Here is a 26,958-nt window from a genome sequence, read left to right as displayed (position 1 = left end):
CACCGTCCGGATTGCAAGGGACTGCCCCCTGACCGCCGCGTGCGCGAACCCTCCCCTTTCTCATGTGCGAGACACCCGTGAGTGCTGGAGCCGCAGCGCGAGCAGGTGCTCGCACGGCCCCCGGAACAACTTGTTCTGCTGGAAGAAGTTGCACGTGCACTCGCCGAAAACCATACGCTGGTCCGCGTCGAGCCGCAAAGAGGGACGAAGCACCTTCGCGCCCTCCTTCACCGTGCCGCTCAGCTCCAGCGAGCCATCCGCCCCGGGCCGGGCCTTCACGTCCACCGCCCGGGCGTCCAGGAAGCGCGTGGCGCGCTCCTCGCGCTCGTTGGAGAAGCGCAGCGTGTCCAGGGGCAGGGGCTCGCGGCTCAGCTCGCGTGCCCGGTACACGCCCTTGTTCAAATCCCAGATGGCCCGCCCCGCCTGCGTCCACGCCGACAGCGCGCCCAATACCGCCCCCCGCTCCAGCCCCAGCTTCGAGGCCAGCGCCTCGGGCTTCGCGGACCACGTCTCCTTGAGGGCGTCGAAGACGCGGCGGCGGGTGAACTCGTCCACCTGCCCGCGCGGCGCCAGCAAATCGAAGTTGCCCGAGGTGGACCAGTCATTGGCCGTCCAGCCGGACAGGCCCAGGGTGAAGGACAGGTCCCCCAGGTCCGCCACGTAGAAGGACGGAAGCCCCGTGCCCAGCAGGTGCACGGTGAAGCGCTTCGCCACGGGGATGAGCCGCTCCAGCACGCCCAGGCGGCGGCGGCCCCACACGCGGATGTCGTGCGTGCCCTCGCCCTCGTACACCGAGCGCCGGCACACCACCTCCGTGCCCCACGGCTCGAACACCACCTTCACCGGCTGCCCCGGCGCCAGCACGTAGCGCATGGAGCGCGGCCCCTTCTTCTCCTTGTGCCGCTCGAGGATGAAGAGGAAGTTGTGCACGTCCATGGGGTGCAGCGAGAAGCGCACCGCCGGCAGCGCCATCGCCGAGCTCACCTGCAGGAAGCCGCGCACCCACGAGTCCGGGAGGTCGATCTTCACCTCCTTGTACGCCGTGTCCGTGCCCGTCTGCGTGGTGAAGCCGCTCGGGTCCACCTCGAAGCGCGTGCGCTTGTAGGAGCGGATCTTCTGGAACTCGTCGTACAGCGGCGAGGAGTAGTCGATGTTGGTGGTGCCGCAGGAGAACTCGCCGACGTTCTGGAACACCTCGTAGCTGGCGCCGAGCCGGCCGTAGCTGGACTCGTCCTGGCTGAAGCACTCGAAGAAGCACTCGTCCGGGTGGACGGTGATGACGGGATCCAACACGAACCAGAAGTCGCGGTTCTTCTCGTAGAGATAGCGGAAGTAGCGCGCGCGGGCCTCGTAGAAGGGGGCCATGCGGCGCGAGCTGTCCTGCTCCAGCGCGGTGAGCTCCTCGCGCAGGGCCTTGAGGCGGCTGGCCACCGACTGGCGCTGCGCGGCGATGGCGGCCAGGTCCACCTGCTCCTGCTGCGCCGCCCACAGCTTGTAGGCCGTCTTGTCCTTGGGCTTGAAGCGCAGGTCCGACACCACCACGTCGTGGAGGGCGGAGATGGCCTCGCGGAAGGCCACGTTCTGGCGCAGCTCGCCGGAGAAGAAGGTGGGCGGCCGCTTCACGTCCGGCGAGAAGGACAGCGCGGTGCTGTCTCCCCGGTTCTGGACCGTGGTGCTGCCCGCGTAGGAGTACTCAAACTGCACGGCGGACCTCCACCGGGCGGATGACGAAGGGCATGGGGAGCGACGGCTGCGCCTTGGAGATGGAGAGCATGGCCTCCAGCGCCGCGGCACGATGCTCTATCGCGATGGTGGCTGACATCCGGTGCAGCACCTCCAGGGCCACGCGGCCACTGGCCTCGGAGCCACGGCCCTCGCGCATGAGGAAGCCCAGCACACGCTGGCGCGCGACGCGGCCCTTGTTCACCTGGCTCAACACGCGGATGAAGTACGGCGCCAGCTGCTCCACCAGGGCCGGCTTCCCGGTGGCGAAACGGTCCAGGTACGTGGTGGCGAAGAGCTGCACGGAAGGCGCGGGGTGCTCGGACAGGCGCAGGAGCAGCTCGGGCCCGTCCTCCTCGCGGAAGGAGCGCGTGAGCATCTCCCGCCCGAAGGCCCGCACGTCCTCGCGGATGCTGTCCGCCACGGAGACGAGCACCTCCAGGGAGAAGTCCTCCGGGGCGAAGCGCTCGCGGAAGTAGCGGAAGCCGAAGGCCCGGGCATCGTCCCAGCGCGAGTCCAGCAGGCCCACCGCCGTGGCCAGCTCCGCGCGCACCTCGGGGACATGGGACTCCAGCCAGCGCCACGCCCACTCGCGCACCGCCACCACGTCATGCCCGGCGAGCTTCACCGCGCGCGGCACGTCCACCGCCAGCACCGCGCCATGGCGGGCGAGCAGCGCAGCGCCCACCGTCTGCGCATCCCCGTCCTCGGAGTCGAGCAGCCGCCACGCCGTCTCCACCGGCAGCGCGGCGAGCGCGGGGGCGAGCTCTCCGGAGAGGAGCGCGGAGATGTGAGCCGGAATGCCCTCCGGCAGGCGGCGGCGCAGCAGCGCGGCCAGCAGGGTCTCCACGGCCCGGGCGCCCGCGGCGGGGCTCACGGCCACGAGCCTCCCGAGCAGCGGGCGCATCGCGACGCGCACGTCCAGCACGGGGCTGGTGGCCAGGCGGATGAGGAGCGTCTCCTGGGCGAGCAGCGTGGCCTCGGACTCGGAGAGGAGCGCGAGCAGCCGCAGCCCCAGGGCCCGGAGCGGCGCGTGCTCGGACTGCACCAGCAGGAGGAGCAGCTCGTCCGGAATGGGCTCGGTGCGCAGGTCGCGGCGCAGCAGCAGCTCGCCGCCCAGCTCCCGCACCTCGGGCACGGAATGGGCGAGCAGGTCGCGCACCACCTCCAGCCCCACCACGCGGGACGAGGGCCCCAGCGCGGCGAGCACCACGCGGGCCACGTCCGAGGCGATGGGGCCATCCTCCTGGGCCTTCAGGGACAGCAGCGCGGCCACCAGCCGGCCCACGAGCGTGCGCAGGGACGGCTCGGAGAGCACGGAGCCGCGCACGAGGTTGGCGGCATAGGCGCGGGTGTCCGCGTGCCGAGCGGTGGCCAGCCCGGCGACGAAGCCGGAGTCCTCGATGAGGACATGGCGCAGCTCGTCCATCCAACGGAAGGCCTGCTGGCGGGCGGGGGCGTACGAGGAGCGCGCCACCGCGAGCAGCAGGGCCCGGGGCTCGCGCCGCGCATCCAGCCGCTGCAACGCCAGGTCGAAGCCGAGGCGCGCGGTGGACTCGTAGGGGCGCTCCAGCAGCATGGCCACGGCATCCACGTCCAACCGGGCGAGGAAGTCCGGGCAGGCGCGCAGCGCGCGGGAAGCGAAGTCGTGCACCGGGGCGCACCGGCTCTCGTCCAGCAGGTGCAAGAGGCCCGCCGGGGTGCGCTCCCACAGCGTGGGGAAGGCCTCCTCGCGGACCTCGGGGGCCCGCGCTCCGGGGTAATGGGAGCCCTTGCAGCGGAAGAGGAGCGGGTTCTCCACGGGCTCGTAGCGCGGGCTGTGGCGGTACAGCAGGTGGTTGAAGGCCCAATAGGGCCACCAGGCGTCCCACTGCTGCAGGGAGCGGCCATGACCCGTGGTGCGGGGGCTGGCGGCGTCCGCGTCGCTGAAGGCGAGCAGCACACCCACCGCCATCTTCACGAAGTCCGGGCTCTCCAGCTCGCCCAGGCGGCGCAGCGTGCGCCACACCCGGCGCCGGAGGTACTTGCGCGTCTCCAGGGTGTAGGCGCGCGGCCGGCTGCTCCCGAGCGTGCGCTCCTTCTCGTAGCGCCAGGCGATGAGGCCGAAGACTTCCCCGTCGCGGCGGTACTCGGCGGCCTTGAAGAGGTGGCGCAGCACCTTCACGGATGGCACGGTGAAGGGCACGGTGCGCAGCACGCGCAGCAGGGCGGGCCGCACCGTCTCCGAGTCCACGAGGTACAGGGGCTCGAGGACATTCAACGCGTCCTGCGTCCCGGAGGCGAGGTGCGCGTCGAGCGCCTTGCCGAAGGCCTCGGCGTCTCCGGCGAGGGCCGGCTCGCGCAGTGTGAAGTTCAGCTTGTTCAGCACGTCCCGGCGGAAGTCGGCGCGGGTGGCCTCGTCGGAGAGCTGCAGCAGGGCCTCGGTGGCCATGCGGCGCACCATGTCCGGCGTGGCCCTGTCCCCATGGAGCTTCCCGAGCGCGGACACGGACTTCTCCGAGCCCAGGCGCCCCAGGGCGGCGGCGGCGGTGTAGGCCCGCAGGGGCGAGACTCCCTCCAGCAGGGGCAGCAGCAGGGGCTCGGCGGCGCGCAGCCGCAGCTCGCCTACGCGCCAGACGACGCGATCCAGGGGCCGGGACTGGGCCTGCACGTTGGCGCGGCGGAACCACTGCCGGGCATTGGCCTCCTGCTGCAACTGCGCCAGCAGGGCGCTCTCCCGGGGCGACAGGCCGGCCGGAGTCTCCACGCTCGGAGGCGGGGCGGCGGGAGCCCGAGGCGTGGGTGGCGACACGGGCGTGCCGGGGGCTCCAGCGCGCACGTAACCCGAGTCCAGCTTGGACTGGACGAGCTTGTCGAAGACGCGCCTGGCCTCGGCCTGGGGCACGGGCACGGGCGTCTTCGAGCCGTCCTTGAGCGCGGTGCCCCTCCGCCCGTAGCGGAAGTTGACCACGCACTGGCCGGGGGAGACCTCCAGGAGGTCCACCTCGTACACCTTGTCGCTCTTCCCTTCCTGGAAGAGCAGCGCCACCTGCTCGAGCAGTTTCACGTCAGCTCACCAGTCTGCGGATGTCGCCATAGGCGCGGTAGAAACCGCCGCGCGCGGACTCGCGGACCCCTTCTACGACGTAACGGCCGCCCGCCTCGCGGATGTCCTTGGGGAATTGCACGTGCCAGTCCGAGTGGTAGCCGGGGGACACCACGCGCACGCGCAGCTGCGGCCCGTCCTGGTAGCACTCCACGACGACGCCACGGCCCGCCTCGCGCGTCGTCTCGATGGTGCCGGTGGGGACGGCGGCCACGGGCTTGGGAGCCTGGATGCTGCGGGCCTGCGGCACCGAGCCGGACTGGGCGGCCTGGATGGCCTTCTCGCTCGCGTCGATGCAGGCGAGCACGCCGTCGGTGGTGACGAGGTAGAGCCGGTCCTGGAAGAACTGCATGGAGAAGGCCGAGCCGCACCCGGTGGACAGCTTCCAGAGCCGCTCGCCCTTGTCGTTGAAGCAGTAGACGCTGGACATGTTGTCGCCAGCGAAGACGTAGCGGCCGTCATCCACCGCGGCGCAGGAGAACACGGCCGCGTCGCACTTCATGACGTGGCCCACATCGCCCTTCTTGGTGAAGCGGTGCACGAAGCCCAGGTTGGTGCAGGCGTAGAGCGAGGACTCCTCCTGCCAGCCGAACATGACGTTGCCCTGGGTGGGGCGGTGCCAGATTTCGCGGCCGTCCTCCCAGTCGTACATGGTCACGCCGCGCCCGTGGCCGTGGTACATGCCCAGCTCGTCGCAGCGCACCATCCACCCGTGGGTGCCCACGCTCTGCTTCTCCCACTGGGACTCGTCCTCGTGGTTGATGGCGGTGAGCTTGCCGCCCGCGTCGGACACGCCGAGGACACCGTCCTTGATGTCCAGCCAGTAGATGTCCACGGACTCGGAGATGTTGTACGCGACGCGCGGCACCTTGCCGCCGAGGTCATAGACGCGGCCGTCGTCGCACCCGGCGTAGAGCCACCGGTCATCGGCGACGATGCACTTCACGCCATCGGCGAGGCGGAACTGGGAGAGCGTCTGGCCCTCGTGGTTCACCGAGTAGATGGAGCCGCTCTCGTTGCCTACCCAGCAGCGCGCGTCGTCCACGAAGATGCCGAAGGCGCGGTCTCCCGAGTTGAACTTCCACAGGAGCGGGGCCTGAGTCGCATTGGAGCGGCCGCTGGTGATTTCCCGGCGGGTGACGGAGCGCTTCTGGCGCTGGCCCATGACGGCGGGGGCGTAGCCCTTGCGGACCTTCTCGTTGATCTTCTTCCGGGCCTCGGCGAGCGCCTTGTCCGGAGAGGGGTACTCGGAGACCTGCGTCTGGCCCTTGTCGCCGATGCGGCCGTAGCGGACGGTGATGGAGTTGCCCTCCACCTTCAACTCGTAGAACTTGTGCGAGCCGCCACCCGCCTCCGACAGTTCCAGGTACGTCCAATCCTCGGCCATTCTCAGGTCCCCCTGCTGACGCAGTACGTGCAGAGTAGTCCGAGGCACTGACATCGTGGAAGCCTTGACTCCAAATCCGTCCGGACAAGATGATCGTTCCTCGAGAGGTATCGACGCTCAAGGAGGCGGAGTGCGCACCAAGTGTTGTTGGCTGCTCCTGCTACCACTGCTCGGAAGCGCCCCGGGCTGTGCCAGCAACAACCCCGATGTCCGGGTGCGACGCCTGCCAGACGGACGCCTTCAAGTGGATGGCCCTTTAGCGGGTCCCTTCAACACGTTGGAGGAGTTGGCCGAAAAATCCTGCGACATCATGACCCGCCAACCCGGTGCCTCCAATGGGCCGTATGGGTTCGAGTATTGCGCCCTGTACTACCACTCTCGGGAAGAGAACGCGTATTTCCTCAGCTATCTCTCCGACATCCGAGGCAGTTGGGATCCTCTCGTCAAAAGCTGCACCCTGCCCAACAGCCTCAATGATCCAACCCACTCCAATGCCATTCTCCTCGGGGGAATACATACCCATCCGAACAACCGGGAGTTCTCGGCACGGGACCTGAGTGCGGCTGCGCATTGGAAACCCGTGAGATTTTTCGACACGGGAACCGGAAAGGTATGGGACCGCCAACTCATGGTCTTCTTCAGGGAAAAGACAGGCGAATGCCGGGCCTATAGCTACAACAATTCCACCCGCATCGTTTCGGCCTTGCGCAAGGGGAGCTGGATGCCCATTGGCGAGGTTTACGATGATATGGGCTACATCCGCTTGTATGAGGGCAAGGACTGGCTCCCTTGAGCAATCCGCTATCAGCCATCGAGCTTCCTATTCCACTCGACATGGGATGACATGAAATACCTCCTCCCCTCCATACTCCTGTGCTCCTGGACTCTTTCGGGTTGCGTGCTGCTCGAACGACTCGGGTATCACAAATATCAAAAGGCGGAGATGGCTCCTCCCGAGGAGGCAGCCCAAATCCATTTTCCAAAAACATATGAAGGTGGCGTCCGCCTCAATGGAGCCATGACGAAGGCCCTGGCTGTTGCCATGAACGACTACCTGCCACCGCACATCAAGGCAGAAGACCAAGACGGTCCCGAGTTCCAATGTCTCGCGCGCTGGGACATATACCGAACGGTCGTCACACAGGCCAACGAGAATCTCTATTTCGTGCTGCTCTCCCCGGACCTGTCGAAGTGCGCTCCCGGATTCATCGTGCCCGACGCGGGCGCGGAGTACGCCATCGACGGGAAAGGGCGTATCCTCTCGAAGCGGTAACGGAATCAGACCCAGCCCGGGTGCACCAGCCCGGTGCCGCCATGTATGCTCCGCCGCCATCATGGCCACACCGCTGTACATCGGCATCGATCTCGGCACCACCAACTCCACCGCGGCGGCCTTCGATGGCGAGAAGCTCACGCTCATCCGCAACGCCCAGGGCGCCAACCTGACGCCCTCCGTGGTGCGCATCGACGCGCGCGGCGCCGTCACCGTCGGAGACCGCGCCCGCCGGCTCATCGACTCGGACCCCCAGAACACCCGCTCCGAGTTCAAGCGCCTCATGGGCACCTCCCAGGCCCTCGAGTTCGCCGCCGCGAAGCTCTCCAAGAGGCCCGAGGAGCTCGCCGCCGAGGTCCTCAAGTCCCTCCGCAAGGACGTGGAACAGCAACTCGGCGTGGCCCCCACTTGCGCCGTCATCTCCGTCCCCGCCCTCTTCGAGCTCCCCCAGAGCGCCGCCACCTCCGAGGCCGCACGCCTCGCAGGCTTCTCCCGCGTCGAGCTCATCCAGGAGCCCGTCGCCTCCGCGCTCGCCGCCGGCTGGAGCGCCGATTCCGACGAGGGCAGCTGGCTCGTCTATGACCTCGGCGGCGGCACCTTCGACGTCTCCCTCCTCGAGACCCGTGACGGGCTGCTCCGCGTCGTCGGCCACGACGGCGACAACTTCCTCGGCGGCCGAGACTTCGACCAGGCCATCGTCGACGAGGTGCTCGCCGAGCTGCTCCGCACCCAGGGCGTCGACATCCGCCGCGCCGACCCGCGTCACGCCACCTCCCTGCGCAAGCTGAAGCGCGCCGTGGAGGAGGCGAAGATCGAGCTGTCCCGCACCGACGAGCTGCCCCTCCTCGTGCCCGGCGCCTTCGAGACCGACAACGGCCCCGTGGACGTGGACGTGGTCCTCACCCGCGCCCGCGTGGAGGCCGCCTGTGCCCCCCTCGTCCAGCGCTCCATCAACGTCTGCCTGCGGCTGCTCGCCTCGCATGGCCTGGAGCCCTCGCAGCTCGGCAAGGTGGTGCTGGTGGGCGGCCCCACCGCCATGCCCTCCCTCCGTGCCCAGGTGCAGGCCGCGCTCGGTGCGCCCTTCGCCACCGACCTGGACCCCATGACGCTCGTGGCCCAGGGCGCCGCGCTCTACGCCGCCTCGTCCGGGCTCGATGGCCGCCCCACCGCCACCAGCGCCACGCCCCAGCCCTCCGGCCGCAAGGTGTGGCTCCAGTACCCCGCCATGAGCTCGGACCTGTCGCCGCACGTGGTGGGCCGTCTGGTCGAGGGTGACTCGGGCCCCAAGCCAGCCCTGGTCCGGCTCGTCCGGGCGGACGGTGGCTGGAGCAGCCCCGACTCCCCGCTCTCCGCCGAGGGCGCCTTCGTGCTCTCCGTGGAGCTCGTCCCGCGCAAGCCAAACACCTTCCGGCTGGAGGGCATCGGCGCCGATGGCAAGCCCGTCCCCCTGTCGCCCGCCTCGTTCACCATCGTCCAGGGCCTCACCCTGAGCGACCCGCCCCTGTCGCGCAGCATCGGCGTGGCGCTCGCCAACAACGCCGTGCGCGTCTACTTCGAGCGCGGCGCTCCCCTCCCCGCCCGCCGCACCTTCCGCCAGCGCACCGTCGAGGCCGTGGCCAAGGGCTCCACCGGCAACGTCCTGCGCATCCCCATCGTCCAGGGCGAGCTCGAGTGGGCCCACCTGTGCCGGCTCGTGGGCGCGCTGGAGATCCGGGGAGATCAGATCAAGGCCTCGCTGCCCGCCGATGCCGAGGTGGAGCTGACGCTGGAGCTGGACCGGGGCGGCCGGCTGTCGGCCCGCGCGCTGGTGCCCGCCCTGAGCCAGGTGTTCGAGCAGGTGGCCCAGCTCCAGGTGCCGGACGCCACCCCCGAGTCGCTCCAGGAGGGTCTCACCGCCGCCCGCGAGCGGCTGTCCCTGCTGCGCTCCTCGGCCTTCCGCCGGGGCGTCCCCGCGGTGGTGGCCAGTCTGGCCCAGGCGGACCAGGCGCTCGCGGAGATCGAACGGGACGTGGAAGCGGCGCGCGGCGGGGACGCGGACGCGGGGCAGAAGGCCCGGCGTGGGCTGCTGGACCTGGACGCCCAGCTGGAGCAGGCGGAGTCGGGCCTGCGCTGGCCGGAGCTGGAGGAGACGGTGCGCGAGGAGCTCGCCGTCGCGTCCTCGTGGGTGGCGCAGTTCGGCAGCCCCACGGAGCAGAAGCTGCTCGACGAGGCCATGAGGGCCTGTGAGCGGGCGCGCGCCGGACGCCAGGCGGTGGAGCTGCAACGGCACCTGCGCAGCGTGCGCAAGCTGGGCAACGCGGCCTTCTACCGTCACCCGTCCGCGTGGGAGTGGCAGTTCGACTCCGCCGCCAGCCGCGTGTCCGAGGCCTCCGACGTGGCCAAGGCCGAGGAGCTGGTGCAGCGAGGCCGGCGTGCCCTGGAGCAGCAGCGCCGCGAGGAGCTGCGCCAGGTGGTGGAGCAACTGTGGCGGCTGCTGCCGGAGGACGCGCAGGAGCGACGGCTGGCGCACGACTCGGGGGTCCGATGAGCCTCACGGACAGGGACGTCTTCTCCCGATTCAGGGAGAACGCCTTCCACGTGCTGGGCCTGCGCCCCTCGTGCACCCGCATGGAGGTGGAGCGCGAGGGCCAGAAGCTGCTCGCCATGCTGGAGCTGGGGCTCTCCGAGGCCGCCCACTACGACACGCCCGTGGGCCGCATGCCGCGCACCGCCGAGCTCGTCCGCTCCTCCATGGCCACCCTGAGAGATCCCGCCACCCGGCTCCAGCACGCGCTCTGGGCCCAGCTGCCTCCGGGGACTCCGGCGGCCCAGGCCCCCGCGAAGGAGGAGCCCGCCCCCTGGCCCGAGGCCCCGGTGCGGCTCGGGTGGCGGAGGCCGGAATGATTCCCTTCGGAGCCATCATCGGCGTCATCGTCGCGATCCGGCTGTTGAGCGGGAATCAGGGCGGGCAGCAGCAGACGTCTCCCTACGTGACGAACACGAGCTATCTCTTCCTCACCATCGTCCTCGTCTTCCCGGTCACGTTGTGCGCCTGGGTCGGGTGCGTCGTGGGGATGTGGTTCCTCGGGCCGGTCATCCCACTGGGAATCGCCATGTGCTTTCCCTGGACCGTCGCCCGCCACGTGTTCATCCCGCTGGGCTGGCCACGCTGGGCATCCCGCTTCGGATACCTGGCCATGGCGAGCTGGGGCTCGGACGCTCGGGGTGGGGTGGCGCTCGCCGCCGTCTGGGCGCTCCTGCGTGCGCGCAATCCCTCCCCCGAGGATCGCGCCTGGGTGGACAAGAAACTCGAAGAGGCGGACAGCCCGCTGCGAGGCGCCGGCATCGCCGCCCACGGGTTGATGGCCGCCTCGCGCGGAGACCTCGAGACGGCACGCGTCCTGTGCCGCAGCGTGAGCCTCCTCGACAAGCGCGTCGCGCCCCGGCTCGCCCGGAAGCTGGCGCTGGAGTGGTGCCTCGCCGACGCCGCCGCCCACGGACGGTGGCGCGAGGTGCTCGAACTCTCCCTGAAAGGCAGCGGCTCCTACTCGCTCGCCGCCTTCTTCCGTGCCTCGGCCCGGCGCCTGCTCGCCGAGCCTCGCGCGGGCAGGTTGCCCCTCGGGGTGTGGTGGGTGCTCGCCCTCCGGTGGAGGTCCACCTGGCCCCTGCTGAAGCGCGCGTGGGGGACACCTCGCCGCCCGTTCTCCCTGCTGGACCTGGAGGCGGGCGAGACCCAGGCCGTGGATCCCCTGGCACGCGCGCTGGAGCTGCATGCCGCCCTCGCCCGGGTGCCCGTGGGACACGAAGCGGTGGCCCTCTCCGCCGCGGCGGTCGCCTGGGACGAGGCACTGGCCTCATCGAAGGTGCAGGACCTCGCGGCGGAGCGGGCACAGGGACTCGGCCCCCACGCGGGCGCCGAGGCCCTGGACGTGCTCGAGGACGAGGTCGCCGAGGAGCTGGCGGCCTGGGCCCTGGCCCGGGAGGTGAAGCTCGCGCAGCTCGAGCCCGGCAGCGACATGGTGGAGAACGTGGCCTACCGCGTCCGCAACGAGCTCCTCGAGCGCATCGAATCCGCCGCCCAGGACGTGAGCGACCGGCTCGCGGAGCGGCGGCCCCTGGCCAGCGAGGAGGAGTGGCGGCACTTCCTGGCCCTCCAGCGCCAGTGCACCCTGGCCACGCAGCTCGGCGGGCTCGAGGTGCGGCGGCTCGCCTTCGACGCGGTGAACGTCCCCCTCTGCAACCTGGGCGCGTGGCTGTTCAACGAGCGCCAGGAGAAGGCCATCGCCAACGGCATGTTCCGCTGGCTGCTTGAGGAGTCGCGCGACGTGGGCACCGAGGAGGATTGCCGTCGCTACCAGAACAACGTCGGCTGCAACCCGTAGCAATCCCGGCCTCCAGCATGATGGTGTGCGCCCTATATGAGTGGGAGCACACAGACGAAGGAAGCCGTGGGTCAGGGGCAGGTCACGCTCGCGCAGGACGCACACCTGCTCCAACCCCTCCTGGAGCACGCTCGCAAGACGCCGGACAAGACGCTGTTCTCGCGCCGCGTGGGGGACAGGTTCGAGCCCCTCACCGCCGCGGAGATCGTTCGCACGGTGCGCCGGCTCGCCCGGGGGTTGCTCTCGCTCGGCGTCGAGCCGGGTGACCGCATCGCCCTGATGTCGAAGACGCGCGTGGAGTGGGTGCTGCTCGACTACGCCATCCTCGCCACCGGCGCCACCACGGTGCCCATCTATGAAACCTCCTCCGCCGAGCAGGTGGAGTGGATCCTCTCGGACAGCGGCGCGGGGGTGGCCTTCTTCGAGACCGACACCCTGCACGGCCTCTACCGGCAGGCCGCGGACCGGCTCCCGTCCTGCCGCCACACCTTCGTCATCGACCAGGCGGCGCTCGAGCACCTCCAGCAGCGCGGGGACGCGGTGGACGAGGCCCGGCTCGACGAGCGGCTGTCCGGGCTGAGGACGAGCCACCTCGCCACCCTCATCTACACCTCGGGCACCACCGGGCGGCCCCGGGGCTGCGAGCTCACGCACGGCAACCTCCGGATGAACGCCCTGCAGGTGCTGGGCTACGCGGGCAACATCATCACGCCCGAGGACCGGACGATGCTGTTCCTCCCACTCGCCCACGCGCTGGCCAAGATGCTCTTCCTGGCGTCCGTGGAGCGCGGCAACGCGGTGGCCTTCGCCACCAGCCCCGGCAAGCTGACCGAGGAGCTGGCCCTGGTGCGGCCCACCTGGTTCGGCACGGTGCCCCGCGTCCTGGAGAAGGTCTTCCAGCAGGCGCAGCAGAAGGCCGAGCAGGCGGGCCGCGGACACGTGTTCACCCTCGCCGCGGGCGCGGCCATCCGGTACTCGCGCGAGCAGTCCGCGGGCAGCGTCTCGCTCGTGGCGCGGCTGCAGCACGCGGTGTTCGAGCGGCTCGTGTACCGCACCCTGCGCTCGGTGCTCGGCGGCGAGCTGCGCTTCGTCGTGTCGGGCGGCGGGCCCCTGCCGGAGCGGCTCAACCACTTCTACAACGGCATGGGCGTGCAGGTGCTCGAGGGCTACGGCATGACCGAGACGAGCCCGGTGCTGAGCATCAACTCCGACCAGGCCTCGCGCATCGGCACCGTGGGCCGTCCGCTGCCCGGCACCACCGTGCGCATCGCGGAGGACGGCGAAATCCTCGTGAAGGGCCCTCAAATCTTCCAGGGCTACTGGCACAACGAGGAGGCCTCCCAGCGCGCCTTCACCCCGGACGGGTGGCTGCAGACGGGAGACCTCGGGAGCCTGGACGCGCAGGGCTTCCTGCGCATCACCGGCCGCAAGAAGGAGATCCTCGTCACCGCCGCCGGAAAGAACGTGGCGCCGGGGCCCCTGGAGGACCGCATCCGCGAGCACCCGCTCGTCAGCCAGGCCCTGGTGGTGGGCGAGGGCAAGCCCTTCGTGGCGGCGCTCGTCACGCTGGACCCCGGCGCCTTCAAGCAATGGGCGAAGAAGAACGGCAAGGAGGGCCAGCCCCTGGAGTCGCTGCTGGAGGACCCCGCGCTGCGCACCGAGGTGGGCCAGGCCATCGAGGGCGCCAACCGCTCGGTGTCGCGCGCGGAGTCCATCCGCAAGTTCGCCCTCCTCCCCCAGGACTTCACCATCGAGCGCAACGAGCTGACGCCCTCGCTCAAGGTGCGGCGCCACATCGTCGCCGAGCACTACGCCCAGGTCATCGCGCAGCTCTTCGAGCGCGGGGGCGGAGGCGACTGACACCACCCTCCTGGCCCACCCACACTCCCTCCAGACAAATACAGACACACCGAATCCGCTCCCCGCTGGATCAATCCAACACCATCAAATCTGGATATACGGATTTGAACTTGTTGTCCTGTCTGGCTCGTTTTGGTAGGTATTGGACACGCCACGGCAATGACTGCCGTTGCGTGTACCTCGACAAGGGAGGAAACCACATGAAGGCTCTGAAGATCGCGCTGTTTGGCTTGGCGGTGGCGGTGGGTGGCGTGCTGGGTGCCACCACGGGTGTCGAGGAGACGGCGGCCATCCCGTGCTGCTCGAGCTGTCTGCCCACCTACGACCGGTGCGTCACGGGCTGTGCCGGCAGCGCCTCCTGCCTGGCGACCTGTGAGTCCCGCCTCGCCTCCTGCGAGAACAACTGCAGCGACGGCTGCTAGCCGCCGCTCCCCCCGCGGAGCCGGCGTCCGCCCGTCTCCGCGGGTGCGTCTCAGAGGCTCCCGGCACGCCCGGGGGGCCAGAATCGCAGGCCCACCCGGCCGAGCACGTTGCGCCGCGGCAGGAATCCCCAGACGTGGGAGTCCGCGCTGGCGTTGCGGTTGTCCCCCAACACGAAGAGCATGTCCTCGGGCACTCGCGCCGGTCCCCACTCGTACGCGGGCGGCTCGGCCACGTAGGGCTCGCGCAGCGGCTGCCCGTCGATGAGCACCCGGCCCTCGTGCACCTGCACCACCTGCCCCGGCAGACCGATGACCCGCTTGACGTGGGCCTCCACCCGGAGCGCGCCCCGCCGGTCCACGCCCGGAAGCGGCTCGAAGACGACGATGTCCCCGGCGCGCGGTGGGTGCAGCCGGTAGGACACCTTCTCCATCAGCAGCCGATCCCCATACGCCAGGGCCGGCTCCATGGAGTCCGAGATGATCAACCGGGGCTCCGCCACGAAGACGCGCACCAGCACCGCCAGCAGCAGGGCCACCGCGACCAGGACGAGCCCGCTCCACGTCCGGCCCCTCGTCCCGGCCCGGCGCTTTGCCTCGCTGTCGTTGGCGGCCTCGTCCACGCGCCGGAGTCTACCGCCGGCGCGCGGAGACGGCGGCACTCACGCGATGACGTCGGGGGGCGAGCCCATCGGCTGCCCGCCGGGGTCCGGCGCCTCGTGGATGCCCGGCGGAGTGAGCTCCGGCTCCGCCTGGCGTCCCGGCTCCTCCATGGGCGGCTCGCGCCGGGAAGGCGGCTCTATCTCCGGCTGGTGCCTCCGGGTGGGCGGCTCTATCTCCGGGGACGGCGTGGGACCCGGCTCCTGATTGGGGGCCTTGCGCGGCTCCGGCTCGTGCATGGGTGCTCCAGGTGTCGTCGGCGTCTTCTCGGGCATGTGTCCCCCTCGGTGGTGACCGGACCGTGCGTCCAGCGTCCCCAATCTGCGCATCCAGGTGGGGACAGGTATGAGACGGCCAGGGAGACAACCCCTCGCCCGCCTGCTGTCGAGCACGCCCGTCAGCCCCACGTTGGGGGCACCGGAGTTCCAAGGAGGGCGGGAGATGAGAGTTCCGATGGGAGTTCTTGGGTCGCTCGTGGGCGGAGTGGGGTTGGGCGCGGGGCTCATGTACCTGACGGACCCGCGCAATGGCCGGCGGCGCCGGGCCGTGGTGCACGACAAGGCCCTTCACGTCGTGCACGAGACCGGGGAGGCGGCCGAGGTGGTGGTGCGCGACATCGTCCACCGCACGCGCGGCTTCGTCTTCGAGACCCTGGGACGGATGCGCCGGGAGGAAGTGGACGACCGGACCATCGAGGCCCGCATCCGCTCGGCGCTCGGCCGCGTGTGCTCGCACACCCACGCCATCCACGTGAGCGTCCAGCAGGGCCGGGTGCGGCTCGACGGCGTCGCGCTCGAGGCCGAATATCCGAGAATCCTCTCGCGCATCGCGCACGTGCGCGGCGTGCTGGATGTGACGGACAACCTCCAGGTCTTCGAGCAACCCGGCGGCCATCCGGAGCTACAGGGCGGCAGCATCCGGCCCGGAGACCGGCCCGAGTTCCTCCAGCACAACTGGTCCCCCGCGGCGCGCTTCGTGGCGGGGCTCGGGGGCGCCAGCCTGCTCACGTGGGGACTCAACCGGGGCGGCGTGGGCGGCCTGGGCTCGCTGCTGCTCGGCTCGCTCCTCACCCTGCGCAGCATCACCAACATCGGGCTCAGGAACCTCACCGGCGTGGGCGGCCGGCGGCTGGCCATCGACGTCCACAAGAACATCATCGTCCACGCCCCGGTGAAGGAGGTGTTCGGCTTCTGGCGCGCCATGGAGAACTTCCCGCGCTTCATGAGCCACGTGGAGGAGGTGCGCACCAGCGGTGAGGACCGCTCGCACTGGCGGGTGAAGGGCCCGGCCGGCATCGCCTTCGAGTGGGATGCCATCGTCACCCGGCTCATCCCCCACCAGGTGCTCGCCTGGAAGAGCGTGGAGGGCTCCACGGTGGAGAACGCCGGCACCATCCACTTCGCGCCGTGCCACGGCGGGCGCTCCACGCGGCTGGACATCCGCATGTGCTACCACCCGCCCGCGGGCGCGCTGGGCCACGCCTTCGCCCGGCTGCTGGGGGCCGACCCCAAGAAGCAGATGGATGATGACCTGATGCGGCTCAAGTCGCTCATTGAGGCGGGCAAGGCCCCGCGCGAACAGGTGTCCCCCTCGATGCCGGAGTGGACCGGACCCCGGCCCCTCCACTGAGGGTGCCCCGAGGCAGCGGGTTGTGTATAGGGGCCCCCCATGCGCCTCCCTCCCCCCCGCTGCTTCCCGCCCCTGCTGCTCACCGCCTCGCTGCTGCTGTCCTGTGTCCACGGCGGCAGCGCCCCCACAGCGGACCTCCGCCCCCGCAAGGTGTCCCTGCAGGTGCTGGCCATCAATGACTTCCACGGCAACCTCGCGCCCCCCGAGGGCTCCTCGGGCGAGCTGCGCACGGGCAGCAACCCCGATGGCAGCCCCGTCCGGGTGAAGGCCGGCGGCGCCACCCACCTCGCCCGCCACCTCGCCCGGCTGCGCGAGCTCGCGCCCAAGAACACCGTCATCGTGTCCGCGGGAGATCTCATCGGCGCGAGCCCGCTCGTCTCCGCGCTCTTCCACGACGAGCCCACCATCGAGGCGATGAACCTCGCGGGCCTGGACTTCAACGCCGTGGGCAACCACGAGTTCGACGAGGGCACCACCGAGCTGCGGCGCATGCAGACGGGCGGCTGCCACCCGGTGGACGGCTGCCAGGACGGCACGCCCTTCGAGGGCGCGACGTTCAAGTTCCTCTCCGCCAACGTGATGGACGCCCAGGGCACCACCCTCTTCCCGCCCTACGGCGTGCGCGAGGTGGAGGGCGTGAAGGTGGCCTTCATCGGCATGACGCTCGAGGGCACGCCGGAGATCGTCGACGCCGCCGGCATCCGGGGCTTCCAGTTCCGCGACGAGGCCGACACCGTCAACGCCCTGGTACCCGAGCTGAAGAAGCAGGGCGTGCGGGCCATCGTGGTGTTGATCCACGAGGGCGGTGTCCAGAAGGGCTCCTATGACGGCTGCGAGGGCATCTCGGGGCCCATCGTGGACATCGTCCAGCGCATGGACGCGGAGGTGGACGCCGTCATCTCCGGCCACACCCACCAGGCCTACAACTGCGTCATCGCCGGCAAGCGCGTCACCAGCGCGGCCTCCTACGGGCGGCTCATCACGGCCATGAACCTGGTGCTGGATGGGGCCACCGGGGACGTGGTGGAGATCACCGCGCGCAACCTGCCCGTCACCCGCGACACCGAGGGCGTCCCCGAGGTGCAGGCGCTCGTCGAGCGCTATGACGGCCTGTCCGCCCCCCGGCGCAACCGCGTCCTCGGCCAGGTGACGGCACCGCTCCAGCAGCCCAACGCCCAGCGCTGGCCCTCGGGCGAGTCCACCCTGGGCAACGCCATCGCCGACTCGCACCTCGCCGCCACGAAGGACGCCGGGGCCCAGGTGGCCTTCATCAACCCGGGCGGCATCCGGGCGGAGATCGACGCGGGCGACGTCACCTATGGCGAGGCCTTCAGCGTGCAGCCCTTCGGCAACGCCCTGGTGACGATGACGCTCACCGGCGCGCAGCTGCACACGCTGCTGGAGGAGCAGTGGGAGGGCACCCTGGTGCGCATCCTCCAGCCGTCCCAGGGCTTCGGCTACACGTGGAAGGCCTCGGCGCCGGTGGGCCAGAAGGTGGACCCGGCCAGCATGCGGCTCAATGGCGCGCCCGTGGACCCGGCGGGCCGCTACCGCGTGACGGTGAACAGCTTCCTGGCCAATGGGGGCGACAGCTTCCGGGTGTTCACCGAGGGCACCGAGCGGCGCGGCGGCCCGCTGGACGTGGACGCCATGGAGGCGTGGCTGAAGGCCCGCTCGCCCCAGCCCCCGCCCGAGACGAACCGCATCCAGCGGGCGCAATAGCCGCCAGCCAACAGTCGCGCCGGACAACCGTGGACAGTTCCCGCGCGGGGCACGGGCAACCCCGGGCGGGAGACACCACATAGGGGCCATGCGTTTCTCGCGTCCTGGCTTCCTGGCCTGTGCCGTCCTGTTGTCCGCCCTGGTGACCGCCTGTGCGCACCACGTGCCCCTGTCCGATACCCACGCCGGGCCCCCGCTGGCCCCGGGAGAACACCAGCGCGTCATCAACGGGGTGCGGCTGTACTACCGCATCGCCGGAGAGACTCCGGCCGGGCGCGCCCCGGTGCTCTTCCTGCACGGAGGCCCCGGGCACAACAGCTACAGCTTCGCCCGGCTGATGGGGCCGCACCTGGAGAAGGGCCGGCGCATGGTGTACCTGGACCAGCGCGGCTGTGGCCGCTCCGAGCGTCCGTGGGATGGGCGCTACTCGCTGGACGTGCTGGTGTCGGACCTGGAGGCGCTGCGCCAGGAGCTGGGCGTGGAGCGCTGGGTGCTGCTGAGCCACTCCTTCGGCGGGACGCTCGCGCTGGAGTACGCGGCGCGCTACCCCGAGCACGTGGCGGGCCTGGTGGTGGTGAGCGGCTTCTCCGACGCGGCGAGCACCTTCGCCACCTGGAAGCGCGAGCTGGAGCGCCTGCACCCCGGGAAGATGACCGCGCCGGCGAGCGCCTCGGGAGACACCTCGGACTACGCGCAGGTGATGCGGGCGCTGCGGGGCATGGACGGGCAGGCCTTCTTCAACCAGCTCCAGTTCCGCGCCCCCATGTACCAGCAGATGCAGGAGGCGGTGGACGCGGAGAGCGGCCTGCGCAACACGGGCGAGCTGTCCCGCATGCTGTTCTCCACGGAGCTGCAGCGCTACCGCTTCCCGGCCGCCGCGAAGGTCACCGCGCCGGTGCTCGTCATCGCGGGCCGGTACGACCACTCCATCGGCCTGGAGAGCATGCAGGCGCTGGCGCAGTCACTGCCCCACGCCACCTTCCTCGAGTACGAGCAGAGCGCGCACTTCCCCTACCTGGAGGAGTCGGAGCGCTTCGCCTACGACGTGAACCAGTTCCTGTCGTCGCTGCCGTAGGCAGGCTCAAGGACCCGGCGTCACGCGGCCGGCGGCGCCACCCACCTCGGTGGAGCCGACGACCTGGCGCCGGGCCTCGTCGAACTCGACATCCAGCAGCTTGCCCGAGCCCCGGGGAGCCAGGCCGAAGCGGATGCGCCAGTAGTTGGGACGCGTCTGCACGGCCTCGGCGACCTCCACGACGTCATAGCCGGAGGAGGTGGCGTATTCCTGGCCGATGCGGACGACGTCGCGGTAGCCGAGCTCCTGCTGCACGGTGTTGGAGGGCTCGGGGTACATCCGGCGCTCCTGGGCCGGTCCGGCGCAACCGACGCCGAGGAGGGTCGAGGAGAGAACGAGGGCAATGGCGGGGCGGAGAGGGACCATGACAGTCCAAAGGTGAGCATGGCCCGTGCCAAGGGAGGCTCCCTCGCGACGCGACGAAAGCCCCGGCGCCCGGCACGCAAGCGTTGCGGCCCGGGAATGCCGGACCGCAGCCCTTGCGCCCACCGTCCGCGGGTGAAGGCCTAGAGCTTGTCCTTGTTGGTGTTGACCGCGGGCGAGAGCACCTGCTTGGTCACCACCTCGTCGAGGATGCCGTACTGCCGGGCCTCCTCGGCGCTCATGAAGTAGTCGCGCTCGGTGTCCTTCTCGATGCGCTCCACGGTGTGGCCCGTGTGCTTCACGATGAGGCCGTTGATGTAGGAGCGCAGGCGGAGGATTTCCTTGGCCTGGATGTCGATGTCCGAGGCCTGACCCTGGGCGCCGCCGAGCGGCTGGTGGATCATGATGCGCGCGTTGGGCAGGGCGTAGCGCTTGCCCGGCGCCCCGGCGAGCAGCAGCAGGGCGCCCATCGAGGCCGCCTGGCCGATGCAGATGGTGGACACCGGACACTTGACGTACTGCATCGTGTCATAGATGGCCAGACCGGCCGTCACCGAACCTCCGGGCGAGTTGATGTAGAGGTTGATGCCCTTGTCGGGGTCCTCGGACTCGAGGAAGAGGAGCTGGGCGACGATGATGTTCGCCACTTCATCGGTCACTGGCGTGCCGAGCATGACGATGCGGTCCTTGAGGAGCCGGCTGTACAGGTCGTATGCGCGCTCACCCCGGTGGGTGGTCTCGATGACGAAGGGGATGTTCATGGCCCTCCAACACTAATCCGCCTTCCCGCCGGGCGCCCGTCCGTTCTTTCAGGACCGTGCTCCAGGTTACGCTCGGGGCCCCCACCCGGGTGTCCCCCATGAACGCCTCCGACATCGATGCCATCCTCGCCGCGACGCTGGAGGACCGGACGCTGACCCGGACGGAGCGGCAGGCGCTCCAGGCCGTCCTGGACGACCGCAAGGCGGGCGAGGCGGTGCTGGCCCTGTTCCGCTCGAGGGCCTTCGAGCTGGCGCGCGAGGCGGTGAGCGACCCCCGGGCCCGCGAGGTGATGGGTTGGCTGGAGGACATGGTGAAGGCCCTGCAGCCCTCGCGAGAGCTGCGGGAGACGAGCCGGATGGAGGCGCACTTCAGCCCCGGGGAGGCCCCCTTGAGGGCCATCGTGCGGCTGATCGGCGAGGCGAGGGGCAGCGCGGACGTGTGCGTCTTCACCATCACGGATGACCGCATCACCCGGGCGCTGCTGGAGGCACATGAGCGGGGCGTGCGCGTGCGGGTGGTGTCGGACGGGGACAAGGCGATGGACCCCGGCTCGGACATCCACCGGTTGGGGCACGCGGGAGTGGCCGTGCGGGTGGAGCGGACGGCGGCCCACATGCACCACAAGTTCGCCGTGTTCGACCGGGTGCGGCTGCTGACGGGCAGCTACAACTGGACCCGCTCGGCCGCGGACGAGAACCACGAGAACGTGCTCGTGTCGGACGATCCCCGGCTGGTGCTCCCCTTCTGCCGGGCCTTCGACGACCTCTGGGCGGCGCTGGGGTGAGCACCTGCCGAGCAGTAGCCCGGCCAGAGAGGGCATGGCAGAAGAGCCGCTGAAGAGCCTGTCGTCACCGGGGGGATGACACCACCACCATGCCGAACCTCGAGAATCTCACCCACTTCGAGGCCACGACCTTCCCATCACTGGATGAGGCGGGACGAGAACTGCTGGTCGCCTGTGTCGCGGGGCGCTTCGAGTTACCCCCGGCCGGCCGTTCCTCGGAGGCCCCCCCCTGCGCGCAGCGACAAACAGCTCCCACCTTCCATGGAGGATGGCTGGTGGGGACAGCCAGACGCCTCCAGCCTCCGCGTGGAGGGACAGAGCACCTGGTTCCGCCCCGCCACCGACATCTACATCTCTGGAAAAGCCTGGGCACCGCGAGGAAGGCCCCTCAAGGAGATGCAGGTGGGCGTCCGCATTGGTCCCTGCCGGAAGCTCCTCCAGGTCTTCGGCGAGCGGGTATGGGCACAGGGTCTGCTGGAGCCCCGTCCCTCGGACCCCCTGCCCTTCGAGTCCATGCCGCTCGTCTACGAGCGCGGGTTCGGCGGGGCCAGCGAGCCGCGCAACCCGGTGGGCAGAGGGCTCCACGCCTCGGCCCGGGCCGCGGTGGAGCAGCCACTTCCCAACCTGGAGGACCCCCACCAACTCATCCGCCGCCACTCCGACCGGGTCACCCCCGTGGGGCTCGGCCCCATTGCCCGGAGCTGGCAGCCTCGCCTCGCCTACGCGGGCACGTACGACGAGGCCTGGCTCGAGAACCGCGCCCCGCTGTGGCCCCTCGATTTCGATCGCCGCTTCTTCCTCGCCGCAACCCCTGGCCTCGTCGCCTCCCCCTGGTTGAAGGGGGGTGAACCGGTGGTCCTGAGTGGTTTGTCTCCCGACGGGCAGTGGGCCTTCCCGCTTCCCCGGCATCGCCTGGCCGTCAAGGTGGTCTTCCAGCACCGGGTCGAACGGCGCCCGCTGGTCCTGGACGCCGTCCACATCGAGCCCGAGGAACGGGCCCTGACGCTCATCTGGCGTGCGGCGGTGGTCGCCCATGAGGAGCTGTCCCGGCACGAATACAGCGTGGTGCGTGAACTGGAGCCGTGGGAGGAGGCCTCCCCATGAGGGCCTGGCCAGAGGACATGGCGGTGCTCGGGCTGGGACTGTGCACGCCGCTGGGGCTGACCACCCGGACCACCCAGGTGGAGATGGCGGCCGGCACCGTGCGCTTCTTCCAGACGGAAGTGCTGGACAGAAAGGGAGAGCCACTCCGGGCCTCCCGGCTGACACTGCTGGAGCCCGAGCGCACGCGCTCGGAACGCATGCGGGCCCTGGCCACCACGGCGCTCCAGGAATGCTTGAAGCAAGCACGGGTGGAGGGGACCGGGACCCTGCCCCTGGTGCTGGCACTGCCGACACCAGGGAGTGGCCCAACCGTTGACGAGGCGCCGCTGCTCCGGGCACTCACGGAGGTGGCGGCTCCAACCCGGCTGCTGGTACGGCCCGAAGGGCTGTGCCGCGAAGGGCGCGCGGGATTCTTCGTGGCGTTGGCCCGCGCCGCGGAGCTGCTCCTGTCCGGGCAAGCGGAGCGCGTGCTGGTGGGCGCGGTGGACTCCCTGTGCGATCCGGGCTCGCTGGAGCACCTGCTGGCACGGAGACGGCTGCTGTGCTCCTCGGTACGGGAGGGCATCCTCCCAGGGGAAGGGGCCGGCTTCGTGCTACTCGCGCGGGCCTCGGCGCTCAGACGCGACAGGCCACGGGCCCAGGGACGCATCCTCGCCCTGGCACTGGCGATGGAGCCCCGCCACAGACTCCAGTCCGAGCCCAGCCTGGCCGAGGGGCTCACGGCGGCCTTCCGCCAGCTCCACGCCCACCCGGCCGCCGGCTCCCGGCGGGTCGCGCACGTGCTGTCCTGCCAGACGGGTGAGACGTTCTGGGGCCATGAATTCAACCGGGCCTACCTGCGCAACGCGGCCCTCATGCCCGAGCCGTTGGTGGGGCATCTGGTGGCGGAGAGCCTGGGGGACGTGGGGGCGGGCGCCGGTGCCATCCAACTGGGCCATGCGCTCCATGTCCTGGGGGAGCTGAACCCGGAACACGGACAGCCCCCCGGGCCCTGGTGTACGGCTGCTCCGACGAGGGCCGGGTCGGAGCCTTCATCCTCTCGAGGGAGACATGACGAAGACATTCGCGAACGGGCGCAGCATCGTCCACAAGGGAGACGGCAAGACGAATGTCTCCGCGGCACCCGACGTGTGCAAGACGCCCTCTCCGGGAGGGCCGGTGCCCGTCCCGTATGTCAACGTGGCCAGGAACAGCGACTTGTCCGAGGCCAGCAAGACGGTGGAGATCGAAGGCAATCCGGTGGCGCTGAAGAGCTCGGCCCTGAGCACGAGCACGGGGGACGAGGCCGGAACGGCGGGCGGTGGGCTCATCTCCTCCAAGACGAAGGGGAAGATGACCTGGGGCACCTATAGCCTGGACGTGAAGTTCGAGGGCAAGGGCGTGGTGCGCTTCATGGACGTCACCCAGCACAACGGGAACACCTTCAACACGGCCTTCCTCCAAGACGGAGGAACGGGGCTGGCCTACGGTGATGACCCGGTCAAGGGGAATACGAAGTGCCCCCGGTGCAAGAAGGACAAGTCGGAGCACCGTCTACACGAGAGGCACTCCGTCCAGGCGGAGGCGCGAAAACTCTCCAAGGAAATCTTGAGAGTGGCGAGCAAGCAGAAGCTGGAGATGCTCAAGACGCACGAAAACCAAGAAGGCGTCGAGATTCTTTCGGGCTACATGATTGGCGCGCTCATCTGCAAGTGCGGACAGAAGCTCTATGCGGCCATGTCTGGCGGCTACTACGTCGATGCCTTCACAGAGGCGGTCAAGAGCCTTCGACAACGAGACGGCAGGTGGACCCTCTGTTCTCCTCTGGGAAAGGACGCCATCGTGACGAATCCCCAGGGGAAGAAAATGAAGCTCTCTGAATTCAAGGACAACATCGGTAAGAACAGACCAGGGGTTTGCGCGGGGCCACAGCTCATCCAGAAGGCATTGGGTGATGGACACGTGCCTGGGTCCATGTCCGAGATATGGTTCCGCCCTCCCATTCTCCGGCGCTTCCCACAAGGCAGCAAGGCCGTCAGGGTCAAGCATCTCCGCAATGAGCTGGAGTTGGAAAGAGCGTTCAGGCATCGCCAGAGCGTTCCATCATGTGACACCTGCAAGGTGGTCTTGACCGCGATGCTTTGTGAAGTCCAGGAAAAGACGTGTTGAGTACGGTGGCTGATTGTTCTTGAAGCCACCGGGAGAAAAAGATGCGCGACCTGATTGAATTCATCCGGCAGTACGATCCGGAATTTCCCTCGAAGGTTCGAGGCGCCTCCATTGAGGAGACGGCAAGACTCGAGCAGTTGGTGGGCCGAGACCTGCCAGCACACTACAAGGAGTTCCTCCTGCATCTGGGCAAGAACATGGGCGATCTCCAGATGCCAGAGACTGACTTCCATATCGGACGGGTGTTGAAGTTTTACGAAGTTGGCAAGAGAAAGCCGCCTGCCCGGTATATCTTCATTGGTGCACAGCTCGAGGATCCCTACGATCGCTACCTCCTCGATTGCGGTGACAGCGCACGCCAGGACTGCCCCGTAGTCAGGGCCGATCCTCAAGAGCCATTCAAGACGACAGACAATCTCTGGGTCTCTTTTCCGTCGCTCAAGGACATGTTGTTCGTGCTCGCCTTCAGTGTCAAACGAATGGAATCATTGCCCCATCGGCGGCAGTTCACCCCCTCGCTCGAGGAGGGAGAGGACGGGTTGTCGCGCGTTCCACCTGGGCTGATGGACTCCTTGGGGAAGATCATGGCGATGCAGGGTTTCGAGAGGCAGCCCTACACCAGCGAACTGAACCCGTTGTTCGAGCGAGGAGACGCGGCCTTCTATGCCAGCCGCAATCCCGAGGGAGGTGGAATGACGGCGGAACTGGCCGCGCAGGATGAGAGGGAGTTCAAGAGGTTGATTGAGGTCATCCGTGACAACACGGCACTCCTCTGACCTGCGCCTGGCATTCTTGTCTCCGCTCCCATGATGGATGAATTCCTCACATTCCTCGGCCAGTATGACTCCGACTACCCCTCGAGCGTGCGGGGTGCGTCGGCGGAGAGGATCGAACGGCTTTCCGCCGTCATGGGCCAGCCCATCCCTCCCATTCATGAGGAGTTCCTGCTCCGTATGGGTAGCAGCCTTGGAAGACTGGAGATTCCCAACCTGAGCTTCGATATCGAGCAGCTCATCGGACTCTACGAGGCCGAGGAGTGGCGGCCCCCTCCACGTTATGCGGTGATTGCGGTGCAGCTGCAGGATCCGTACTTCGACTGCTACCGTCCGCAGTGCCTTCTTCTTGAGCGGGAGGATGCGGCCATCCATGGGCATCTCCCCCCTCGTGGTGGATTCAACGCGAAGGCCGCAGCCACGGACAGGGGCCAGCTCTCCAAGCTCTGCGAAATCCTCCGTGACCAGACGATCCTCGTTTGAGCGCCGTGGCTGACGTCATGACCAAGACCCTGCTGGACCATCCTGGCGCCGAGTCCTTCCTGCGCGAGTTCCAGGAGGAGCACCTCTCCGAGGTGGAGTTCCTCCTCCAGCAGCGCAGGCGCCTGCTCCATGGGCCCGGTGCCCGCTGGACGGATGCCGAGGAATTCGAAACCCGGCTCGCCCTCCACCTCGCGGCCATGCGCGCCTCCGCCGAGGTGGCCCTGGGCCGTGCGCGAGAAGCCGTGGCCTCCGGAGATGACGGGCAGTTCCTCGCCGGGCTCCATGTGCTGGCCTCGCTGGCTCCCGAGGAGGCCGGTATCGACGCGCTCCTCCAGACCCGGGAGGCGGCTCTCGAGGAGGTGCTGCCCACCTGGACCGAGGCGCTCGCCCTGTCGCTCCACCCCGAGGTAGCGGGGTGCTGCACCCGAGCGTTGGCGGATGGGCGCCCCCAGGTACGTGCCGCGGCCGCCGGCCTCCTGGGACACCGGAGGGAAGGCGAACCCTCCCGGCTCATGCCCCTGCTCGAGGACGAGGACGACCCCGTCCGTAGCGCCGCCGCCCTGGCCCTCGCCCGCCTGGGCCACCGGCCCGCGCTTCCCGCCCTCGAAGCCCTCCTCGCCCATTCGCCCCCCGAGCAGGCCGAGCCACTGGCTCGGGCCGCGCTGCTGCTGGGCTCACGCCGGGCGCTGACGTTCTGCCGCCAGCTCTGCAACTCCGGTCTCCCACCTCCCGAGCTCCCCCGGTTGCTCGCGTTGGCCGGGGATGCCCAGGATCTGCCCGTGTTGCGCCGGCTCGGTGCGCGCCCCTCCCTCGCCGAGGCCTCACTCGAAGCGTTGGGCTTGCTGGGGCTCTCGGCCGCCGTGCCCGAGCTGCTGTTGCACCTGGAGGCAGAGGACCCCCTGCACCGTCAGAGCGCCGCCTCGGCGCTCGGGCTCCTCAGCGGCGCGGGACCCGGGTTGAAGATTCGCGTGGCCGCCCGGGAGGACGAGGAAGAGGGCCACGAGCGGGAACAATGGAGCACCGACCCACGAGCCTGGCGTCAGTGGTGGGACGCCCATGGACACCGTTTCGAAGGGGGGCGGCGCTGGCGCCATGGCCATCCATTCACCCTCGAGGGCTGCCTGGAGGAGTTGGAAGACCCGCCCAGCCCGCTCACGGTCCGAAGCCGTGCGGCCCTGGAGCTGGTACTCCACTCCGGAAGGCCCCTGGACCTCGAGCCCGACTGGCCCGTGCGCCGCCAGCGAGCGTCCCTCACCCGGTGGCGCACTGGGAGCGGAAGGGCTGGTCCCCTCACCTGCTGAATCCCAGGAGTACGCCTCCCTGCCCGCTCTCCGTCCAGGCATGGCGC

23 protein-coding genes and 1 pseudogene are annotated in these 26,958 nt (G+C 69.5%); 17 read left to right on the top strand and 7 right to left on the bottom strand.

Annotated elements, in window-relative coordinates:
• Nucleotides 1-60: 60 nt before the first annotated feature.
• The 3 genes from AC16DP_RS36040 to AC16DP_RS36030 are packed head-to-tail and all read right to left on the bottom strand — an operon-like array spanning nucleotide 61 to nucleotide 6,194.
• Nucleotides 61-1,704: an SWIM zinc finger family protein gene (locus AC16DP_RS36040; RefSeq protein WP_329733805.1), complete on the bottom strand. Its 1,644-nt coding sequence runs from the start codon at nucleotides 1,702-1,704 to the stop codon at nucleotides 61-63.
• Nucleotides 1,694-4,768, bottom strand: coding sequence for a hypothetical protein (locus AC16DP_RS36035; protein ID WP_329733806.1), 3,075 nt, complete (start codon nucleotides 4,766-4,768; stop codon nucleotides 1,694-1,696). Before AC16DP_RS36035 ends, AC16DP_RS36040 begins: the two co-directional genes overlap by 11 nt.
• Nucleotide 4,769: 1 nt before the next feature.
• A complete protein-coding gene (locus AC16DP_RS36030) occupies nucleotides 4,770-6,194 on the bottom strand; it encodes a WGR domain-containing protein (RefSeq protein WP_329733807.1) in 1,425 nt (474 codons plus the stop codon).
• 130 nt (nucleotides 6,195-6,324) lie between these two features.
• On the opposite strand from AC16DP_RS36030, the gene AC16DP_RS36025 reads away from it, so the two are divergent.
• The 7 genes from AC16DP_RS36025 (at nucleotide 6,325) to AC16DP_RS35995 (ending at nucleotide 14,110) form a co-directional block, all read left to right on the top strand.
• Nucleotides 6,325-6,987 carry a hypothetical protein gene (locus tag AC16DP_RS36025; protein WP_329733808.1) on the top strand — a complete coding sequence of 221 codons (663 nt, stop codon included), beginning with the start codon at nucleotides 6,325-6,327 and terminating at the stop codon, nucleotides 6,985-6,987.
• A 51-nt stretch (nucleotides 6,988-7,038) separates the two neighbouring features.
• Entirely contained in the window at nucleotides 7,039-7,467 is a 429-nt protein-coding gene (locus AC16DP_RS36020; protein WP_329733809.1) for a hypothetical protein, read from the top strand.
• 61 nt (nucleotides 7,468-7,528) lie between these two features.
• The gene (locus tag AC16DP_RS36015) at nucleotides 7,529-9,994 is read left to right on the top strand and encodes an Hsp70 family protein (protein WP_329733810.1); all 2,466 of its coding nucleotides are present in this window, start codon (nucleotides 7,529-7,531) and stop codon (nucleotides 9,992-9,994) included.
• A complete protein-coding gene (locus tag AC16DP_RS36010; RefSeq protein ID WP_329733811.1) occupies nucleotides 9,991-10,350 on the top strand; it encodes a hypothetical protein in 360 nt (119 codons plus the stop codon). The genes AC16DP_RS36015 and AC16DP_RS36010 overlap by 4 nt, the downstream gene beginning before the upstream one ends.
• Nucleotides 10,347-11,828 (top strand): hypothetical protein, encoded by a 1,482-nt coding sequence (locus AC16DP_RS36005; RefSeq protein WP_329733812.1) that lies wholly within the window; start codon nucleotides 10,347-10,349, stop codon nucleotides 11,826-11,828. The genes AC16DP_RS36010 and AC16DP_RS36005 overlap by 4 nt, the downstream gene beginning before the upstream one ends.
• Nucleotides 11,829-11,864: 36 nt before the next feature.
• Complete coding sequence (locus tag AC16DP_RS36000; protein WP_329733813.1) at nucleotides 11,865-13,688, top strand: AMP-dependent synthetase/ligase; 1,824 nt, start codon at nucleotides 11,865-11,867, stop codon at nucleotides 13,686-13,688.
• A 200-nt stretch (nucleotides 13,689-13,888) separates the two neighbouring features.
• Nucleotides 13,889-14,110, top strand: coding sequence for a hypothetical protein (locus AC16DP_RS35995; protein WP_329733814.1), 222 nt, complete (start codon nucleotides 13,889-13,891; stop codon nucleotides 14,108-14,110).
• Nucleotides 14,111-14,160: 50 nt separating this feature from the next.
• On the opposite strand, the gene lepB is transcribed toward AC16DP_RS35995, so the two are convergent.
• Nucleotides 14,161-14,730 (bottom strand): signal peptidase I, encoded by a 570-nt coding sequence (gene lepB / locus AC16DP_RS35990; RefSeq protein ID WP_329733815.1) that lies wholly within the window; start codon nucleotides 14,728-14,730, stop codon nucleotides 14,161-14,163.
• 39 nt (nucleotides 14,731-14,769) lie between these two features.
• Entirely contained in the window at nucleotides 14,770-15,042 is a 273-nt protein-coding gene (locus AC16DP_RS35985; protein WP_329733816.1) for a hypothetical protein, read from the bottom strand.
• A gap of 178 nt (nucleotides 15,043-15,220) precedes the next feature.
• On the opposite strand from AC16DP_RS35985, the gene AC16DP_RS35980 reads away from it, so the two are divergent.
• The 3 genes from AC16DP_RS35980 to AC16DP_RS35970 all read left to right on the top strand — a co-directional run bounded on the left by AC16DP_RS35980 (nucleotide 15,221) and on the right by AC16DP_RS35970 (nucleotide 19,193).
• On the top strand, nucleotides 15,221-16,396 hold the full coding sequence (locus AC16DP_RS35980; RefSeq protein WP_329733817.1) for an SRPBCC family protein: 1,176 nt from the start codon (nucleotides 15,221-15,223) through the stop codon (nucleotides 16,394-16,396).
• A 39-nt stretch (nucleotides 16,397-16,435) separates the two neighbouring features.
• Complete coding sequence (locus tag AC16DP_RS35975) at nucleotides 16,436-18,118, top strand: bifunctional metallophosphatase/5'-nucleotidase (RefSeq protein ID WP_329733818.1); 1,683 nt, start codon at nucleotides 16,436-16,438, stop codon at nucleotides 18,116-18,118.
• A gap of 88 nt (nucleotides 18,119-18,206) precedes the next feature.
• A complete protein-coding gene (locus tag AC16DP_RS35970; RefSeq protein ID WP_329733819.1) occupies nucleotides 18,207-19,193 on the top strand; it encodes an alpha/beta fold hydrolase in 987 nt (328 codons plus the stop codon).
• Nucleotides 19,194-19,199: 6 nt separating this feature from the next.
• On the opposite strand, the gene AC16DP_RS35965 is transcribed toward AC16DP_RS35970, so the two are convergent.
• Together AC16DP_RS35965 and clpP are read right to left on the bottom strand one after the other, a co-directional pair.
• On the bottom strand, nucleotides 19,200-19,472 hold the full coding sequence (locus AC16DP_RS35965) for a hypothetical protein (RefSeq protein WP_329733820.1): 273 nt from the start codon (nucleotides 19,470-19,472) through the stop codon (nucleotides 19,200-19,202).
• A 227-nt stretch (nucleotides 19,473-19,699) separates the two neighbouring features.
• Nucleotides 19,700-20,317 carry an ATP-dependent Clp endopeptidase proteolytic subunit ClpP gene (gene clpP, locus AC16DP_RS35960; protein ID WP_043389552.1) on the bottom strand — a complete coding sequence of 206 codons (618 nt, stop codon included), beginning with the start codon at nucleotides 20,315-20,317 and terminating at the stop codon, nucleotides 19,700-19,702.
• 98 nt (nucleotides 20,318-20,415) lie between these two features.
• Between clpP and AC16DP_RS35955 the strand changes: the two genes are divergently transcribed.
• From AC16DP_RS35955 to AC16DP_RS35925, 7 genes and pseudogenes are all read left to right on the top strand, one after another.
• Nucleotides 20,416-21,102 carry a phospholipase D-like domain-containing protein gene (locus AC16DP_RS35955; RefSeq protein ID WP_329733821.1) on the top strand — a complete coding sequence of 229 codons (687 nt, stop codon included), beginning with the start codon at nucleotides 20,416-20,418 and terminating at the stop codon, nucleotides 21,100-21,102.
• A gap of 261 nt (nucleotides 21,103-21,363) precedes the next feature.
• A complete protein-coding gene (locus AC16DP_RS35950; RefSeq protein ID WP_329733822.1) occupies nucleotides 21,364-22,206 on the top strand; it encodes a DUF2169 family type VI secretion system accessory protein in 843 nt (280 codons plus the stop codon).
• A pseudogene (locus tag AC16DP_RS35945) lies at nucleotides 22,203-22,805 on the top strand (3-oxoacyl-ACP synthase); the annotation flags it as partial. The gene AC16DP_RS35950 and the pseudogene AC16DP_RS35945, both read left to right, overlap by 4 nt.
• 451 nt (nucleotides 22,806-23,256) lie before the next feature.
• Nucleotides 23,257-24,354 (top strand): DUF4150 domain-containing protein, encoded by a 1,098-nt coding sequence (locus tag AC16DP_RS35940; protein ID WP_329733823.1) that lies wholly within the window; start codon nucleotides 23,257-23,259, stop codon nucleotides 24,352-24,354.
• A 41-nt stretch (nucleotides 24,355-24,395) separates the two neighbouring features.
• Complete coding sequence (locus AC16DP_RS35935; protein WP_329733824.1) at nucleotides 24,396-25,130, top strand: SMI1/KNR4 family protein; 735 nt, start codon at nucleotides 24,396-24,398, stop codon at nucleotides 25,128-25,130.
• Between the two features lie 30 nt (nucleotides 25,131-25,160).
• On the top strand, nucleotides 25,161-25,610 hold the full coding sequence (locus AC16DP_RS35930; RefSeq protein WP_329733825.1) for a hypothetical protein: 450 nt from the start codon (nucleotides 25,161-25,163) through the stop codon (nucleotides 25,608-25,610).
• Nucleotides 25,611-25,627: 17 nt separating this feature from the next.
• Nucleotides 25,628-26,911, top strand: a complete 1,284-nt coding sequence (locus AC16DP_RS35925) for a HEAT repeat domain-containing protein (RefSeq protein ID WP_329733826.1) — start codon at nucleotides 25,628-25,630, stop codon at nucleotides 26,909-26,911.
• Nucleotides 26,912-26,958: the final 47 nt, after the last annotated feature.

It is taken from the genome of Archangium sp., assembly GCF_057119385.1.
Note: the sequence above shows the minus strand (reverse complement) of the source record. Positions and strands in the feature narration are given on the sequence as shown.

Excerpts from the sequence above, each read along its gene's own strand:
- AC16DP_RS35980 (WP_329733817.1), top strand. The coding sequence starts at position 15,221 with ATGGGAGTTCTTGGGTCGCTCGTGGGCGGAGTGGGGTTGGGCGCGGGG.
- AC16DP_RS35935 (WP_329733824.1), top strand. The coding sequence starts at position 24,396 with ATGCGCGACCTGATTGAATTCATCCGGCAGTACGATCCGGAATTTCCC.
- AC16DP_RS35925 (WP_329733826.1), top strand. The coding sequence starts at position 25,628 with ATGACCAAGACCCTGCTGGACCATCCTGGCGCCGAGTCCTTCCTGCGC.
- AC16DP_RS35995 (WP_329733814.1), top strand. The coding sequence starts at position 13,889 with ATGAAGGCTCTGAAGATCGCGCTGTTTGGCTTGGCGGTGGCGGTGGGT.
- clpP (WP_043389552.1), bottom strand. The coding sequence starts at position 20,317 with ATGAACATCCCCTTCGTCATCGAGACCACCCACCGGGGTGAGCGCGCA.
- AC16DP_RS35940 (WP_329733823.1), top strand. The coding sequence starts at position 23,257 with ATGACGAAGACATTCGCGAACGGGCGCAGCATCGTCCACAAGGGAGAC.
- AC16DP_RS35930 (WP_329733825.1), top strand. The coding sequence starts at position 25,161 with ATGATGGATGAATTCCTCACATTCCTCGGCCAGTATGACTCCGACTAC.
- AC16DP_RS36015 (WP_329733810.1), top strand. The coding sequence starts at position 7,529 with ATGGCCACACCGCTGTACATCGGCATCGATCTCGGCACCACCAACTCC.
- AC16DP_RS35975 (WP_329733818.1), top strand. The coding sequence starts at position 16,436 with ATGCGCCTCCCTCCCCCCCGCTGCTTCCCGCCCCTGCTGCTCACCGCC.
- AC16DP_RS35950 (WP_329733822.1), top strand. The coding sequence starts at position 21,364 with ATGGAGGATGGCTGGTGGGGACAGCCAGACGCCTCCAGCCTCCGCGTG.
- AC16DP_RS35985 (WP_329733816.1), bottom strand. The coding sequence starts at position 15,042 with ATGCCCGAGAAGACGCCGACGACACCTGGAGCACCCATGCACGAGCCG.
- AC16DP_RS36000 (WP_329733813.1), top strand. The coding sequence starts at position 11,865 with ATGAGTGGGAGCACACAGACGAAGGAAGCCGTGGGTCAGGGGCAGGTC.
- AC16DP_RS36010 (WP_329733811.1), top strand. The coding sequence starts at position 9,991 with ATGAGCCTCACGGACAGGGACGTCTTCTCCCGATTCAGGGAGAACGCC.
- AC16DP_RS36020 (WP_329733809.1), top strand. The coding sequence starts at position 7,039 with ATGAAATACCTCCTCCCCTCCATACTCCTGTGCTCCTGGACTCTTTCG.
- AC16DP_RS36005 (WP_329733812.1), top strand. The coding sequence starts at position 10,347 with ATGATTCCCTTCGGAGCCATCATCGGCGTCATCGTCGCGATCCGGCTG.
- AC16DP_RS35965 (WP_329733820.1), bottom strand. The coding sequence starts at position 19,472 with ATGTACCCCGAGCCCTCCAACACCGTGCAGCAGGAGCTCGGCTACCGC.
- AC16DP_RS35955 (WP_329733821.1), top strand. The coding sequence starts at position 20,416 with ATGAACGCCTCCGACATCGATGCCATCCTCGCCGCGACGCTGGAGGAC.
- AC16DP_RS35970 (WP_329733819.1), top strand. The coding sequence starts at position 18,207 with ATGCGTTTCTCGCGTCCTGGCTTCCTGGCCTGTGCCGTCCTGTTGTCC.
- AC16DP_RS36030 (WP_329733807.1), bottom strand. The coding sequence starts at position 6,194 with ATGGCCGAGGATTGGACGTACCTGGAACTGTCGGAGGCGGGTGGCGGC.